The following is a 15,441-nucleotide window of genomic DNA, read 5'->3' as shown; positions in this document are numbered from 1 at the left end:
GCCACTCATTGATCGCTGTGGTGTGACGGCCTCTGGAATGCGCCGTGTGGTGGACGATACTGGGATTGAACCAGTGACCTCTTCCGTGTCAGGGAAGCGCTCTCCCGCTGAGCTAATCGTCCGTATTGAGTTGTGCACTCAGAGCGGAAGACGGGATTCGAACCCGCGACCCTCACCTTGGCAAGGTGATGCTCTACCACTGAGCCACTTCCGCATGGCGTCGCACTTTACTTTAGCGGATCCCGGAGGCTCCGCTGACCTTCGCCGAGGTGGAGACGGGATTTGAACCCGTGTAGACGGCTTTGCAGGCCGCTGCCTCGCCTCTCGGCCACTCCACCAGGAGATTGAACTCCGAGCGGAAGACGGGATTCGAACCCGCGACCCTCACCTTGGCAAGGTGATGCTCTACCACTGAGCCACTTCCGCGTGCTTCCGGCACTGGCCGGTCACGGGAAAACCATATCGCCTTCGCGGAGTGCCCGTGTGCACTGAGAGGTCGGTGAAGCCAAAATCAACGGATGATGCGTACGTCTTCCGCCCGGACGAACATGACCCGGTGGCCGAGCTGGATCTGGTGGTAACGCAGGTCGCCCTTGACCATGACGTGCTTGGCCGGCTTGAACGATTTCGCCGACTGGTAGGTGCCGGTCAGGGTGTGGCCGACGGTGTAGGACTGGCCCTGGCGGATGGTGTAGGGAAGCGGGACATGGCGCTGGAAAGCGACCCCCGTGCCTCGGTAGGCGGATTTTTCGGGGTACGCCCGGCCGTACACCTTGACTGTGGGTTTGATCGGGGTGACGAGCGGGCCTCGGGCCGGGACGGCGGTCGGCCGTGACCGCGGGTTGTGGAACCAGGCCTTCTGGCCGAGATACCAGATGGCCGTCCAGTCACCGCGCCGCTCGGCGACCGCGTACCGCTGGCCGGTCGAGGCGCGGGCGCTGTGGTCGTAGACGCTGTACGTGCTGGGCTTGCCCACGAGCTTGCCGATGTCGTCGATCAGCGGGGCCTTGTGCCGCGGTTCGGTGTGCAGCCACACCACCGACGCGCCGTGCGGGGGGCACGCCTTGGCGGGCTTGGCGGACGTACAGCCGGTGAAGCGAGGCCGGTGATCGTCGTAGGACGGCCGGATGAGCACCGACCCGCCGCCCTCAAGCTGCGCGTCCTCCCTGGACCACTGGTACGGCGCGTCCCGATCGGGCCTGGCGAACTCCTCCTCCCTACGCGGCGTGGCCTCGCTGGACGGCGGCTCGTGCCAGGCGGGCCCGAACGAAATCTTGAACGGCGCGTCCCACAGGGTCTCCCCGATGGGAGTGCTCCACCAGGTGTGCTCGAACGACGGGTCCTGGTCGTGCGACTGGTCGTGCGAGGGACTGTTCGATGGGTCGTTCGGCAGTGCGGCCTTGTCGTACGACGTATCCTGGCCGGCGCTCCCGAACGGCTCGCCCAGCAGGTCGAAGTAGTGGGCCCAGTCCCAGTAGGGGCCCGGGTCGTCGTGCATGTCGGGCAGGGTTTCGGGGGTGGTGCCGGGAACGTTGTCGTGGCCGAGGATGTGGGCGCGGTCGAGGGGGATGTCGTGCTTGTTCGCCAGATAGCGGACGAGCTTGGCCGAGGCCCGGTACATCGCCTCGGTGTACCAGGTGCCGCCCTTGGCCAGGTAGCCCTCGTGTTCGATGCCGATCGAGCGGCTGTTGACATCCCAGTTGCCCGCATGCCAGGCGATGTCCTTGTTCAGCACATGCTGGGCGACATGTCCGTCGTTGGAGCGGATCGTGTAGTGCCAGCTCACGTACTTAGGGTTCTTCACCAGGGCCGAGATGCCCCGGTAGGTCCCTTCGGTGTCGTGGACGATGATGTAGTCGATCTGCCGGGAGTGATCAAGACGGTCGTGGTTGCCGTAGTCCTTCTTGCCGGTCCGCTTGTACGCCGCGGGCATCCACTCGCAGGTCAGCGCCTGCGGACACTCGGCCCGGCTCGCCGCCCGGCGCAGCGGAGCCGGTGACCGCAGGCCGGGGTCGGCCGTCAGCCGCACCACGGAGCCGTCGTCCGTACGGCGTGATGCTCCGGCGCGGATCACCGAGAGCACCTCGTCGGCGAAGCTCCGTGACCCCGCGTACCGGATGATCGCGCCGTACCACTGGGCCGGGTCGGAGCTGGGCCGCTCCTGGAAGGAGGCGAGCAGCGCGGCGCCGCCCCTGATGTTCGCGGCCGGATCACTGCGCAACCGCGCCGAGCTCAGCCCCGTCAACCGCCCGGCCTCCTTCAACAACGCCCCACCGGAGACGGAAGGACCCCCCGCCAGGGGACTCCCCGCCCCAGGAAGTCCCGCAGTCTCCCGCTGCGAGTCGCCGGTCTGGGGAGGGGAAGACGGCTGAGAGGAGTCCGAGGGGGAGTGGCGCACCGGACGGGCGCTGTCGCCGCGTGCGTCCCCGTGGGCGTGATCGCCTCCCGGCTCGCGCTCCTGGCCGGGGAGTGCGGTGAGGTCCACGAGGTGCATCGGCCCGTAGCCGCCCGCGGTGCTCGGCTCGCCGGCGTGCGCGTCCCAGCGTGACTGCAGGTAGGAGACGCCGAGCAGGACGCTCTGCGGCACCCCGTACTCCCTGGCCGCCTCGGCGAAGTCGCCCTGCCGCCCCGGGGCCTGGCCCGGCACGGCCAGGGCGCCGGCGGTGGCGGTGAGCGCGACCCAGAGCAGCATGACAACCCCCATGTAAATGTCACGAGATGAACACTCCCCGTAACCATTCCCAGAAAGGGGTGTGTCAGACGGGACGGATGTTACGCAGGAGACCAGTTGAGTTCACGGCAAACTCCTCACCCTCTCGTGGGACTTCACCCAGGTTCGAGTGGGTAAGTGGCCGAACCTCCATGGGAGAAGTCAGAAGCGCCTTAGAGCTAAATCCTGCCCGATTTCGGGCAGGATCTTGGCATGTCCCGATCGATCTGCGTAATGTCCTCCTCTGTGTCCACGGCACGGCATCCCTACGAAGACCTCATCGCCCACCTGACCAAGACCAGCCCCCTGGGACCTGGTGAGGCGGCACGCGTGGTGGCCGACGTGCTGTCGTACTTCTCCGAGTCGACCGAGGAGTTCGTACGGCGACGCCACGGCGAGCTGCAGGCTCGCGGCCTCACCAACGACGAGATCTTCCCCAGGGTCGCCGCGGAGCTACGGGGCCGCCGGGTGGCGGCCCCCGAGCTTTCCCTGCGGCAGCTACGCCGGATCATCTACGGATAGGAGACCTCAGATGTGCGGAATCGTGGCGTATATCGGGCCGAAGGACGCGGCCCCCATCCTGCTCGAAGGGCTGCAGCGGCTCGAATACCGCGGTTACGACTCCGCCGGGGTCGTGGTCTCCAACAAGGGCCTCAAGCTGCGCAAGGTCAAGGGCAGGGTCGCCGACCTGGCCAAGGTGGTGCCGGCCCGGTTCAAGGGGACGCTCGGCATCGGCCACACCCGCTGGGCCACGCACGGCGTGCCGAGTGACGTGAACGCGCACCCGCACCTGTCGGCCGACGAGCGCATCGCGGTCGTGCACAACGGCATCATCGAGAACGCCGACGAGCTGCGCGCCAAGCTGAGCGCCGACGGCGTGGAGTTCGTGTCCGAGACCGACACCGAGGTGCTCGCCCACCTGGTCGCCCGGGCCGTCGACGAGAACGACTCGCTGGAGGAGGCCGTCCGCAAGTCCCTCAAGAGCGTGGTGGGGACGTACGGCATCGCGGTGATCGACGCCGAGCGGCCGGGTGAGGTCGTCGTGGCGCGCAACGGCAGCCCGATCGTGATCGGCATCGGCGAGAAGGAGATGTTCGCCGCCTCCGACGTGGCCGCGCTGGTCCGTTACACCCGCCAGGTGGTGCACCTGGAGGACGGCGAGCTGGCCGTGCTGCGCGCCGACGGCTTCCACACCTTCGCCAGCGACGCCCGCGAGACCGCCAAGGAGCCGCTGACCGTCGACTGGGACGCCGGCCACTACGACACCGGCGGCTACGAGCACTACCTGCTCAAGGAGATCTCCGAGCAGCCCGACACCGTCACCCGCACCCTGAGCGGCCGACTCGACGAGCGCTTCAACATCGCCCACCTGGGCGGGCTGAACATGGACGCGCGCGAGACCCGCTCCTTCCGCCGGGTGAAGGTCATCGGCTGCGGCTCGGCCTACTACGCCGGCCAGATCGGCGCGCAGCTCATCGAGGAGCTGGCCCGCATCCCGGCCGACGCCGAGCCGGCCAGCGAGTTTCGCTACCGCAACCCCGTCGTCGACCAGGACACCCTCTACGTGGCGATCAGCCAGTCCGGCGAGACCTACGACACCCTGGCCGCCGTGCAGGAGCTCAAGCGCAAGGGCGGCCGGGTCATCGGCATCGTCAACGCCGTCGGCAGCGCCATCGCCCGCGAGGTCGACGGCGGCGTCTACCTGCACGCGGGGCCGGAGGTGTCGGTGGCCTCCACCAAGGCGTTCACCTCGACCGCGGTGGCGTTCGCGCTGCTGGCGCTGCATCTGGGCCGGGTGCGCGACCTGTCGCCCGCCGACGGCCGGCGCATCTGCGAGGGCCTGCGCAGGCTGCCCGACCAGATCGGGGAGATCCTCACGCAGAGCGACAAGATCGCCCAGCTGGCGCAGAAGTACGCCGGCCATGCCAGCATGATGTTCGTGGGCCGGGTGCGCGGCTATCCGGTGGCCCGCGAGGGCGCGCAGAAGCTCAAGGAGATCTCCTACGTGCACGCCGAGGCCTACCCGGCCAGTGAGCTCAAGCACGGCCCGCTCGCGCTGATCGGCCCCGAGATCCCGACGGTGGCGATCGTCCCCGACGACGAGCTGCTCGACAAGAACCTCACCACACTCGGCGAGATCCGCGCCCGGGGCGGCAACGTCCTGATGATCGGCCACCGCGAGCCCGACGCCAAGCTGGCCGACGACGCCATCGTGGTGCCGAAGAACGAGATCGAGCTGGACCCGATCCTGCTGACCATCCCGCTTCAGCTGCTGGCCTACCACGCCGCCGTCGCGCTCGGCCGTGACGTGGACAAGCCGCGCAACCTGGCCAAGAGCGTCACCGTCGAATAGGCGGTAAGACAAGGCTTACCGTTCGGATGGGTCATAGTCGGATTCGGCCCTGTGTCCCCCTTGACACTGAGCCCATAGTGTCAGAAAGGTGTCCCAGTCCGACCCCCACACCCCCAATGTCGCCCGGATGTACGACTACCTCCTCGGCGGCAAGGACAACTACGCGGTCGATCGTGAGGCCATTGACAGGCTGACGGATCTGATCCCGGAGGCGCTGCCGCTGGCCCGCGCCAGCCGCGGCTTCCTCCAGCGGGCGGTCCGTTACGTCGCGCAGGAAGGCGTGGAGCAGTTCCTCGACCTCGGCAGCGGCCTGCCCACGCAGGGCAACGTACACGAGGTGGCACCGCACGCCGTGGTCGTCTACGTCGATCAGGACCCGATCGTGGCGGCGCACGCGCGTGCGCTGCTGCGGGGGGAGGACAGGGCGGTCTTCGTGGAGGCCGACCTGCTCGACCTCGACCGGATTCTGGCGGGAGCCACCGGCCTTCTCGACCTGAACGAGCCGGTCGCGGTCCTGATGGTGTCGATGCTGCACTCCTTCCCGGCGGGCCGCGATCCCGATGGCCTGGTGGCCCGCCTGCGCGAGGCGGTGGCCCCGGGCAGCTATCTGGCGCTCACGCACGCCACCTCCAGCAGCCGGCAGGAGGGCGAGGCGTCCACCGACCGCAGCCCGGAGGAGATCCGGGCCTTCTTCGGCGACTTCGAGCTGGTGCCTCCGGGTCTGGTGCAGGCGGCCGACTGGCGTCCTGACCGGCCCCGGCTGGTGGGCGGCCCGCTGCTGCCCTCGTACGTGCTGGCGGGTCTGGCCCGGAAACCGTAGGACCCCGAGGTGTAACTCTGCGTTATGTGACAATAACGTGAAGTAGGGGACTCGGGGGGTGCGTCATGCGGCGAAGACGGTTTCTCGCAGGCGGACTGGGGGCGGCCGCCTGCCTGGCCGGCTGCGGCACCCAGCGCCACGTCCCAGGAGCGAACGGCGGGCGGCCGTACACGATCGTCGCGGGGGGAGCGCGGTGGCGGCCGGTGACGCGGGCGTTCGTCGCGGCGGTGCGCGAGGCCGGGTTCCCGGTGGCCGGGCCGGGACAGGCCGTCCGGCTCACCGTCACCGGGCTGCCGGCGCTCGCCGCGGCCGAGCTCAACGACGGGCTGACGCTGGCCGAGACCGCGACACCGCTGGCCCGGCTGGCGGGCGAGGTCGAGGTGGTGCTCGTGCCCGCCGACTCCCGCTTCAGGACCTTTGCCGACTTCGGCGCGCACCTGCTCGCCCACACCGGCCGGACGCCCCTGGCCGGCGGACCTCTGGGGGAGCCCGACCACCTGCTGTTCGGGCTGATCGCCAAGGGGGTCGGCGCCGACATCCGTCAGGTCGACTACACCGGCTACCAGAGCAGCGCGGAGGCGGCCACCGCGCTGTTCGCGGGCCGGGCCGAGGCGGTCGTCGGCACGCTCGCCGACTGGCGCCCCCACATCGATCAGGAACGGGTACGAGTGCTCGCCGTGTCGTGCGCCAAGCGCTTCCCCGGGCTGGACGCGCCGAGCCTGCTGGAGAGCGGCGTGCGCGTCGACTTCGCCAACTGGTGCGCCGTCGTCGGGCCGGCCGCCATGCAGGACGAGGCCCGCGCCTCGGCCGTCGGCATGTGCGAGGAGGTGGCGGGGTCCGCGGCCTGGCGGCGGGCCTGCCGTACCGGAGGATGGGCGCCGATCCCACTGGCGGGCGAGGAGTTCGTGCAGTGGCTGGCCTCGGAGGTGCGGCGGACCAAGGCCGTGATGCGCGACCTCGGGCTCTTGGGAGCGCGCTGAGACACAAGATGCTGGGGCGGTTGCGGAAACTGCCACTAGATGTAGGATCCTGCTCGTCGCTGGTTCGCCTCCTGGAGGCGGAGCAAAAGGGAACCCGGTGCGATTCCGGGGCTGCCCCGCAGCGGTGAGCGGGAACGACCGCCGTCACGTGCACTGGAGAGATCTGGGAAGCGACGGCCAGTAGGAGGAAGACAGGCGCCCGCAAGCCCGAAGACCTGCCGGTGATGTGAATGTCCAGGGCCTCGAGGGAGGGTCCGGGGGCGTCCGCGGCCGGCGTTCGAGGCGAGCCGCAGTGCTCTCGCGTGCCCTCATCGAGGATGAGCTCGCGAGGAGAGAGCACGTGACACAGATCGTTGAGGCCGATCGGCGGCTGGCCATCGAGGAAGCCGCCGCCCGGGTGATCACCGACCCGGCCAACTCCCGGGTGGCCGCCCGGCTGCTCGCCGAGGAGATCGCCGACGAGGCCGCCGGGCACGGGGTGCGCTCGTTCTCCGAATCCGTGGCCGCCACCCACGCCGCCGGGCTGGTCCAGGACGCGCTGGCGGCGTTCGTCGCGGCCAACGCCGCCGAGCTGGACGCGCTGATCCGCGAGGAAGCCGACGAGCGCTTCGAGTACTTCGGGCTCCGCACGGTCTACGACCGCTACCTGCTGCGCCACCCGGACACGCGGGCGGTGCTGGAGCGGCCGCAGCACTTCTTCCTGCGGGTGGCGTGCGGGCTGTCCACGACAGTCGCCGAGGCCGCCGAGCTCTACGCCCTGATGTCCACCCTGTCCTACCTGCCGAGCTCGCCGACGCTGTTCAACTCCGGCTCGCGGCGGCCCCAGCTCTCCTCCTGCTTCCTGCTCGACTCACCCCGCGACGAGCTGGAGGCGATCTACGACCGGTACGGCCAGGTGGCCAGACTGTCGAAGTACGCCGGCGGCATCGGCATCTCCTGGACCCGGGTCCGCTCGCGCGGCTCGCTGATCAAGGGCACCAACGGGCACTCCAACGGCATCGTGCCCTGGCTGCGCACCCTGGACTCCTCGGTGGCCGCGGTCAACCAGGGCGGCCGCCGCAAGGGCGCTGCCTGCGTCTACCTGGAGACCTGGCACGCCGACATCGAGGAGTTCCTGGAGCTGCGGGACAACACCGGCGAGGACGCCCGCCGCACCCACAACCTCAACCTGGCCAACTGGGTGCCGGACGAGTTCATGCGCCGGGTGGAGGCGGACGAGCCCTGGTCGCTGTTCGACCCGAAGCAGGTGCCCGACCTCACCGACCTGTACGGCGAGGCGTTCACACGCGCCTACCGTGCCTACGAGGCCGACGGGCGATTCGTCCGTCAGATCCCCGCCCGGACCCTCTACGGCCGCATGATGCGCACGCTGGCGCAGACCGGCAACGGCTGGATGACGTTCAAGGACGCGGCCAACCGCACCTCCAACCAGACGGCCCGCCCCGAGAACGTCATCCACCTGTCGAACCTGTGCACCGAGATCCTGGAGGTCACCAGCGACGCCGAGACCGCGGTGTGCAACCTCGGCTCCATCAACCTCGCCGCCCACCTGCGCGAGGGGGCCGAGATCGACTGGGACAGGCTGCGCTCGACCGTACGCACCGCCGTGCGCTTCCTCGACGTCACTATCGACCTCGGCTTCTACCCGACGCCCGAGGCCGAGGCGGCCAACCGGCGGTGGCGGCCGATCGGGCTGGGCGTGATGGGGCTGGCGGACGTGTTCTTCACGCTGCGGCTGCCGTTCGACTCGCCCGAGGCGCTGGCGCTGTCGACCCGCATCGCCGAGGAGATCGCGCTGGCCGCCTACGACACCTCCGCCGACCTGGCCGCCGAGCGCGGCAGGCACCCGTCCTACGACGACACCCGGGCCGCCGGGGGAGTGCTGCACCCCGACCATTACGACGCCGCCACCTCGCCGCGCTGGGACGCGGTGCGCGCCAAGATCGCCGCCTCCGGCCTGCGCAACTCCCTCATGCTCGCCATCGCGCCGACGGCCACGATCGCCTCCATCGCCGGCTGCTACGAGTGCATCGAGCCGCAGGTGTCCAACGTGTTCAAGCGCGAGACGCTGTCCGGCGAGTTCCTCCAGGTCAACCGCTATCTGGTGGCCGACCTCCAGGCGCGCGGGCAGTGGACCCAGCAGGTGCGCGACGACCTCAAGCGGGCCGACGGCTCGGTCCAGAACGTGCCCGGCGTCCCCGAGGATCTCAAGACCCTCTACCGCACGGCCTGGGAGCTGCCGCAGAAGGCCCTGATCGACCTGGCGGCGGCGCGGCAGCCGTACATCGACCAGTCGCAGTCGCTCAACCTCTTCATGGCCGAACCGACCATCGGCAAGCTGTCGTCGATGTACGCCTACGCGTGGAAGAGCGGCCTGAAGACCACCTACTACCTCCGCTCCCGCCCGGCCACCCGGATCGCGCAGACCACCATTCAGCAGATCACCGTCCAGCAGGCCGCCCCGGACGTCTGCTCCCTGGAGAACCCGGAAACCTGCGAAGCCTGCCAGTAGACCCCTTTTCTGTACGGAGAACTCCCCATGCTGCTTGACCCCGGAATGGACCTCACCCTGCGCCCGATGCGCTACCCGGACTTCTACGAGCGCTACCGGGCCGCGATCCGCAACACCTGGACGGTCGAGGAGGTGGACCTGCACACCGACCTCGCCGACCTGGCCAGGATGACGCCCCAGGAACGCCACCTGATCAACCGGCTCGTCGCCTTCTTCGCCACCGGCGACTCCATCGTGGCCAACAACCTCGTGCTCAACCTCTACCAGCACGCCAACGCCCCCGAGGCGCGCCTGTACCTGAGCAGGCAGCTGTACGAGGAGGCCGTCCACGTGCAGTTCTACCTCACACTGCTGGACACCTACTTGCCCGATCCGGACGAGCGGGTCAAGGCGTTCGCCGCCATCGAGCACATCCCGTCCATCCGCGACAAGGCCGAGTTCTGCTTCAGGTGGATCGACTCCATCAACGGGATCCAGCGCCTGGAGACCCCCGGCGAGCGCAAGCAGTTCCTGCTCAACGTCATCTGCTTCGCCGCCTGCATCGAGGGCCTGTTCTTCTACGGCGCGTTCGCCTACGTCTACTGGTTCCGCTCCCGGGGCCTGCTCAGCGGGCTCGCCACCGGGACGAACTGGGTGTTCCGCGACGAGTCCATGCACATGGAGTTCGCCTTCAGCGTCGTGGACACCGTACGGGCCGAGGAGCCCGAGCTGTTCGACGACGAGCTGAGCGAGCAGGTGACCCGGATGATCGAGGAGGCCGTCGAGGCGGAGCTGGCCTTCGCCGGCGACCTGTGCGGTGACGGCATGCCCGGGATGAGCGTCGGGCAGATGCGTGCTTACCTTGAGTACGTCGCCGACCAGCGCCTGGCCAGGCTCGGCCTGCCCGCCAGGTACGGCACCGCCAACCCGTTCGCGTTCATGGAGCTGCAGGACGTTCAGGAACTGGCCAACTTCTTCGAACGGCGTGTTTCCGCTTACCAGGTGGCTGTTGAGGGCAATGTGAGTTTTGATGAGACGTTCTAGGTAATTTGGTGGGATATTTCGGGAGGTTGTGAAGGTGACGTCGACGGCTCACTGGCTGATCCTGGCCGTGTCCGTGGCCGGCGCGATCCTGCTGGTGGAACTGGCCAGACGGGCGCTGACCAGAGCCGGGCGCAAGTGGGACCTGGCCCGCCACCTGGGGGAGCGCTGCGCCTGGCCGGCCTTCGCGGTGGCCGCGACGCTGTCGTTCAACCTGGTGTTCGAGCCGTCGATGATCGGCGTGTCGCGGGAAGAGCTGGCCGTCGGCGCGGTGATCGAGCGCGTGGTCGGACTCGTCTCGATCGCGGGGCTCACCTGGCTGATCATCCAGGCCAGCTACGCTCTCACGGACGTCGTCATGGACCGCCTGGTCCAGGTCGAGGGGGAGCGCAACCGGCGGGCCCGGCGGATCATGACGCAGATCGGGCTGGTCCGCCGGGTCGCCACCGCGGTCGTCATCGTGGTGGCCTTCGGCGTCATGCTGTTCTCCTTCCCGCAGGTACAGGCGCTGGGAGCCGGGCTGCTCGCCTCCGCCGGCATCGCGGGCGCCATCATCGGCATCGCCGCGCAGCCGACACTCGGCAACATGGTCGCCGGCCTGCAACTCGCCTTCAGCGACGCGCTCCGGCTGGACGACGTGGTCGTGGTGGAGGAGGAATGGGGCAGGATCGAGGAGCTCACGCTCACCTACGTGGTGCTGCGACTGTGGGACGAGCGTCGGCTGGTCCTGCCCGTCTCCTACTTCACCCAGAACCCGTTCGAGAACTGGACCAGGCACGGCAGCCGGGTGATCGCGGCGGTCTACCTGAGGGTCGACTGGGCGGTGCCGGTCGACAAGCTCCGCGAGGAGCTCTACCGCTTCATCCAGGGCAACCCGCTCTGGGACCAGAAGGACTGGACGCTCCAGGTCACCGACGTGCTGCCGAACGGCCTGGTGGAGCTGCGCGGCCTGATGAGCGCCGCGGACTCGGCGTCCGCCTGGGATCTCAAGTGCGACGTACGCGAGCACCTCGTCACCTACATCAGGGAGAACTACCCCGACGCGCTGCCCCGCTTCCGCATCGAGACGCCCGAGACCCGTGCCGGGGCGTCGTGGCGCAGTGGCGCACGCGAGTGAGTTTTATTCGGTGGCACCCGGGGCGATCACCGGGCTACCGTGGACATCGTCCAGCAAGAACAGCGTCCAGCAAGAACAGCGAAGGAAAGGAGGGCGACGGTGCGCGAGCTGAAGGCACTTGGACCGTCCCCTCTGGGGGCAGGGCCGGCTTCCTGGTGATCTGAGACGGACACCAGGACGGCCGCCCGGGGCGATCCCCGAGGCGGTTTTTTCATGCCTTCATGGCTCATGCCTTCATGTACGACCGAGTGTGGGGTAGCTTGGCCGCCCGCCTGCCTTGGGAGCAGGAGCATCGCAGGTTCGAATCCTGCCACTCGGACGACGGCCCTGAAAGAAGAGGGCCGCGGGTTCGGCCTGGCCGGTGGGAATGGCGCCCCCCGGCCGGACACGAGCCCTCGCCCCGGGCGCGGCCCACGCCAGCCCGGCCCGGGGCCCAAGCCGCCCTGGCCCAATTGGCAGAGGCGCCGCCCTGCGGAGGTCGGGGTTCGACTCCCCGGGGCGGCACCCGGATGATCAGGTGCCGTCGCGCCCAGCGTGGCGTGCGGGGCGCGCTCGAAGGCCCTCCGTATAGTGATGGACCGATGACACTTCGTGATCACGGGGGGAATATCATGAGAGGTACCCTTATCGCTGCGGGCGGGGCTGCGTTCGCCGCTGCCGCGCTGGTCGGTGGCCTGGCGGGCCCGGCCACCGCGGACATCGAAGACCGCCACAGGAGCCACGGCTGCGACATGCAGACGAAGGAGGTCAAGACCTGGATGGACATCCACGGTCACAAGATCTCGCTCGGGACGCGTCACGCCAGCGCCTGCAAGGGCGACGGCCGCCCGTACGGCCGCGACTACGGCAGCTGGGCACTCAACTACGCGCTCGACGGCGAGAGCTGGCGCCTCGACGACTGAGCATCGGGCCGTTCGGCCTGGCCGGTCCCGGGAGCTCGCGACGAGCCCTGGGGCCGGCCTTTCGCGCGCTCATTGACCGGCCGCCCAGACGGCCTGGAACGCCGCCTCGCTGATCTCCATCAGGTCCCAGATCTCCAGCGCCTGGTCGGTGAGGAAGCCGTGCTCGTCCTGCAGGTGCCGCCACCAGTAGAGGTGAACACCTCGCTCGGCGTCGATCTCGATCTGCCGGATCGCCCAGTGCTCGCCGTCGCCCTCGACGGTCTCGAACAGCCACACCCCGCCGTCGCCGTCATCCCCGCGCCAGTGGCGGCGGGGCAGCTCCGACTCGCTGAGCTCTCGGATCCGGGGTTGGCGAAGATCTGGCAGCACGGCACCACTCTAGGCCCGTCCGGCAGCGGTCCCGGCGGTCCCGGCGGCCTCAGCGGTCCACGATCTCGTTCTTGCCGATGACGACCACGCCGCCGCGGGTCAGCGCGAAGCGGGTGCGGTCGTACTCCAGGTCGAAGCCGATGCGCGCGCCGTCCGGGATGACCACGTTCTTGTCGATGATGGCCCTGCGGACGATCGCGCCCCTGCCCACCTTGACGTTGTCCATCAGGACGGAGTCCTCCACCTGCGAGTGGGAATGCAGCACGACCATCGGCGACAGGATGGACCGCAGGGCCAGGCCGCCGGAGATGATCACCCCGGGGGAGACCAGCGAGTCGATCGCCCGGCCCACCCGGTCGCCGTCGTTGTGCACGAACTTGGCCGGCGGCAGCGGGTCGTGGCCGGTGTGGATGGGCCACTTGTCGTTGTAGAGGTTGAAGATCGGGTGGGCGGAGATGAGGTCCATGTGGGCCTCGTAGTAGGCGTCGAGCGTGCCCACGTCGCGCCAGTAGCCGCGGTCGCGCTCGCTGGAGCCGGGCACCATGTTGTGCGCGAAGTCGTAGACGTCGGCCCCGCCCGACTTGACCAGCATCGGGATGATGTTGCCGCCCAGGTCGTGCTTGCTGGTCGGGTCGAGCGCGTCTTCACGCAGTGCGTCGATCATCGCCTGGGTCTTGAACACGTAGTTGCCCATCGAGGCGAACACCTCGTCGGGCGAGTCGGCCAGGCCCACCGCGTCCTTGGGCTTCTCCCGGAACGCGACGATCCTGCGGCCCTGCGGATCGGTCTCGATCACGCCGAACTGGTCGGCCAGCGACAGCGGCTGCCGGATGGCCGCCACCGTCACGTCCGCGCCGGACTGCTCGTGCTGATCCACCATCTGCCGCGGGTCCATCCGGTAGATGTGGTCCGCGCCGAACACGATCACGTGCTCGGGCATCTCGTCGTAGATCAGGTTCAGGTTCTGGAAGAGCGCGTCGGCCGAGCCGGAGAACCAGCGTGGGCCCAGCCGCTGCTGCGCGGGGACCGGCGTCACGTAGTTGCCGAGCATCGACGACAGCCGCCAGGTGCGCGAGACGTGGCGGTCGAGGCTGTGATTCTTGTACTGGGTCAGTACGACGATCTTCAGATAGTTGCCGTTGGCCAGGTTGGACAGCACGAAGTCGATGAGCCGATACATCCCGCCGAACGGCACCGCCGGTTTCGCCCGGTCCGCCGTGAGAGGCATGAGCCTCTTTCCCTCTCCACCTGCCAGCACGACCGCAAGCACCCTCCGGGACCTCATGCCCAGGACGCTACCCTCAATTGGCCCATCTATCGAAGAAACCTCGTCCGGCTCCCTCCCGTCGTGTCCCATTCTCCTTAGATATGTACGTCCATCGCCTCACGTTCGATCCCGGTGTCGGGCTGTCGATGTGCCCTGGACGGGCGGCTTGCTCGTAAGGTCGAGTCATGCGTGTTGATCTGCTCAGCAGGGAGTATCCACCGGAGGTCTACGGCGGAGCCGGCGTGCACCTGGAATACCTGGCCAGGGAGTTGCGGGAGCTGGCTGACGTGCGAGTCCGGTGTTTCGGGGCCGAACGGGACGAACCCGGCGTGTCGGCCTATCGGGTGCCGGGCGGGCTGGAGTCGGCGAACGCCGCCTTGCAGGTGCTCGGCGTGGACCTGGAAATGGCCGCCGCGTGCGAGGGCGCGGACGTCGTTCACTCGCATACCTGGTACGCCAACTTTGCCGGGCATGTCGCGAAGATGCTCCACGGCATCCCGCACGTGATCACGACGCACAGCCTGGAGCCGCTGCGCCCGTGGAAGGCCGAGCAGCTCGGCGGGGGCTACACGATCTCGTCGTGGGCCGAGCGCACCGCCCTCGCCGCCGCCGACGCGGTGATCGCGGTGTCGGAGGGGATGCGCCGCGACGTGCTGGCCGCCTACCCGGGGATCGACCCGGCCAAGGTGAGCGTCATCCACAACGGCATCGACACCACCGAGTACGCGCCGGACAACGGCCACGAGATCCTAAAAAAGCATGGCATCGACCCCGCCAGGCCGTACGTCATCTTCGTCGGGCGGATCACCCGGCAGAAGGGGCTGGTCCACCTCCTGCACGCGGCGCGGTCCTTCGCCCCCGACGCGCAGCTCGTGCTCTGCGCGGGCGCGCCGGACACCCCCGAGATCGAGGCCGAGGTGACCGGCCTGGTGCGCGACCTGGACCGGGAGGGCGTGGTCTGGATCTCCGAGATGCTGCCCAAGCCCCAGGTCATCCAGTTGCTCACGCACGCGGCCGTGTTCGTGTGCCCGTCGGTGTACGAGCCGATGGGCATCGTGAACCTGGAGGCGATGGCGTGCGAGACCGCCGTCGTCGCCACCGCCACCGGCGGCATCCCCGAAGTGGTCGCCGACGGTGAGACCGGCCTGCTCGTGCCCATCGACCAGGCCGCCGACGGCACCCCGCACGACCCCGGCCGGTTCGCCGCGGACCTGGCCGAGCGGGTCAACGCCCTGCTGGCAGACCCGGCGCGGGCGGCGGCCATGGGGCGGGCGGGGCGGGCGCGAGCCGTCGAGCACTTCTCCTGGGAACGCGTTGCGCGCCGCACCGCAGACCTTTACGCGTCGCTGCGCAAAACAGGCTAATTGGGCCTTGTTACGGCCCTGTATCGG

General features: G+C 69.0%; 12 protein-coding genes, 6 tRNA genes and 1 riboswitch. Of the genes, 11 read left to right on the top strand and 7 right to left on the bottom strand.

Annotated features, from left to right (window positions below; genetic code table 11):
- Positions 1 to 47: 47 nt before the first annotated feature.
- From ACTMTF_RS28405 to ACTMTF_RS28385, 5 genes are all read right to left on the bottom strand, one after another.
- Positions 48 to 122 (bottom strand) — tRNA-Val (locus tag ACTMTF_RS28405).
- Between the two features lie 20 nt (positions 123 to 142).
- Positions 143 to 214, bottom strand: a tRNA-Gly gene (locus ACTMTF_RS28400).
- Between the two features lie 53 nt (positions 215 to 267).
- Positions 268 to 338: transfer RNA gene (locus ACTMTF_RS28395), tRNA-Cys, on the bottom strand.
- 16 nt (positions 339 to 354) lie between these two features.
- Positions 355 to 426, bottom strand: a tRNA-Gly gene (locus tag ACTMTF_RS28390).
- A gap of 85 nt (positions 427 to 511) precedes the next feature.
- A complete protein-coding gene (locus ACTMTF_RS28385) occupies positions 512 to 2,692 on the bottom strand; it encodes an N-acetylmuramoyl-L-alanine amidase (protein ID WP_441113414.1) in 2,181 nt (726 codons plus the stop codon).
- Positions 2,693 to 2,956: 264 nt separating this feature from the next.
- On the opposite strand from ACTMTF_RS28385, the gene ACTMTF_RS28380 reads away from it, so the two are divergent.
- The 10 genes from ACTMTF_RS28380 (at position 2,957) to ACTMTF_RS28335 (ending at position 12,414) form a co-directional block, all read left to right on the top strand.
- Complete coding sequence (locus ACTMTF_RS28380) at positions 2,957 to 3,232, top strand: hypothetical protein (protein ID WP_441113413.1); 276 nt, start codon at positions 2,957 to 2,959, stop codon at positions 3,230 to 3,232.
- A gap of 10 nt (positions 3,233 to 3,242) precedes the next feature.
- Positions 3,243 to 5,063: a glutamine--fructose-6-phosphate transaminase (isomerizing) gene (gene glmS, locus ACTMTF_RS28375; RefSeq protein WP_441113412.1), complete on the top strand. Its 1,821-nt coding sequence runs from the start codon at positions 3,243 to 3,245 to the stop codon at positions 5,061 to 5,063.
- Between the two features lie 88 nt (positions 5,064 to 5,151).
- Positions 5,152 to 5,883 (top strand): SAM-dependent methyltransferase, encoded by a 732-nt coding sequence (locus tag ACTMTF_RS28370; RefSeq protein ID WP_441113411.1) that lies wholly within the window; start codon positions 5,152 to 5,154, stop codon positions 5,881 to 5,883.
- 65 nt (positions 5,884 to 5,948) lie between these two features.
- Entirely contained in the window at positions 5,949 to 6,863 is a 915-nt protein-coding gene (locus ACTMTF_RS28365) for a Bug family tripartite tricarboxylate transporter substrate binding protein (RefSeq protein ID WP_441113410.1), read from the top strand.
- A gap of 43 nt (positions 6,864 to 6,906) precedes the next feature.
- Positions 6,907 to 7,100: riboswitch (cobalamin riboswitch) on the top strand.
- Positions 7,101 to 7,203: 103 nt separating this feature from the next.
- The gene (locus ACTMTF_RS28360; RefSeq protein ID WP_441113409.1) at positions 7,204 to 9,375 is read left to right on the top strand and encodes a ribonucleoside-diphosphate reductase subunit alpha; all 2,172 of its coding nucleotides are present in this window, start codon (positions 7,204 to 7,206) and stop codon (positions 9,373 to 9,375) included.
- A gap of 27 nt (positions 9,376 to 9,402) precedes the next feature.
- Positions 9,403 to 10,398 (top strand): ribonucleotide-diphosphate reductase subunit beta, encoded by a 996-nt coding sequence (locus tag ACTMTF_RS28355; protein WP_441113408.1) that lies wholly within the window; start codon positions 9,403 to 9,405, stop codon positions 10,396 to 10,398.
- A gap of 34 nt (positions 10,399 to 10,432) precedes the next feature.
- Positions 10,433 to 11,512, top strand: coding sequence for a mechanosensitive ion channel family protein (locus ACTMTF_RS28350; protein ID WP_441113407.1), 1,080 nt, complete (start codon positions 10,433 to 10,435; stop codon positions 11,510 to 11,512).
- 244 nt (positions 11,513 to 11,756) lie between these two features.
- Positions 11,757 to 11,831: transfer RNA gene (locus tag ACTMTF_RS28345), tRNA-Pro, on the top strand.
- A 118-nt stretch (positions 11,832 to 11,949) separates the two neighbouring features.
- Positions 11,950 to 12,016 (top strand) — tRNA-OTHER (locus tag ACTMTF_RS28340).
- A 107-nt stretch (positions 12,017 to 12,123) separates the two neighbouring features.
- Positions 12,124 to 12,414 carry a hypothetical protein gene (locus tag ACTMTF_RS28335; RefSeq protein WP_441113406.1) on the top strand — a complete coding sequence of 97 codons (291 nt, stop codon included), beginning with the start codon at positions 12,124 to 12,126 and terminating at the stop codon, positions 12,412 to 12,414.
- Between the two features lie 69 nt (positions 12,415 to 12,483).
- Here the strand turns inward: ACTMTF_RS28335 and ACTMTF_RS28330 are convergent, their stop codons facing one another.
- Both ACTMTF_RS28330 and glgC read right to left on the bottom strand, forming a co-directional pair.
- Positions 12,484 to 12,783, bottom strand: coding sequence for a hypothetical protein (locus tag ACTMTF_RS28330; protein ID WP_441113405.1), 300 nt, complete (start codon positions 12,781 to 12,783; stop codon positions 12,484 to 12,486).
- 49 nt (positions 12,784 to 12,832) lie between these two features.
- Positions 12,833 to 14,068, bottom strand: a complete 1,236-nt coding sequence (gene glgC, locus ACTMTF_RS28325; protein ID WP_441113404.1) for a glucose-1-phosphate adenylyltransferase — start codon at positions 14,066 to 14,068, stop codon at positions 12,833 to 12,835.
- A gap of 167 nt (positions 14,069 to 14,235) precedes the next feature.
- On the opposite strand from glgC, the gene glgA reads away from it, so the two are divergent.
- Positions 14,236 to 15,414, top strand: a complete 1,179-nt coding sequence (gene glgA / locus ACTMTF_RS28320; RefSeq protein ID WP_441113403.1) for a glycogen synthase — start codon at positions 14,236 to 14,238, stop codon at positions 15,412 to 15,414.
- Positions 15,415 to 15,441 lie beyond the last annotated feature (27 nt).

It is taken from the genome of Nonomuraea sp. ZG12 (assembly GCF_052068115.1).
In the GTDB taxonomy this organism is placed as follows: Bacteria; Actinomycetota; Actinomycetes; order Streptosporangiales; family Streptosporangiaceae; genus Nonomuraea.
Note: the sequence above shows the minus strand (reverse complement) of the source record. Positions and strands in the feature narration are given on the sequence as shown.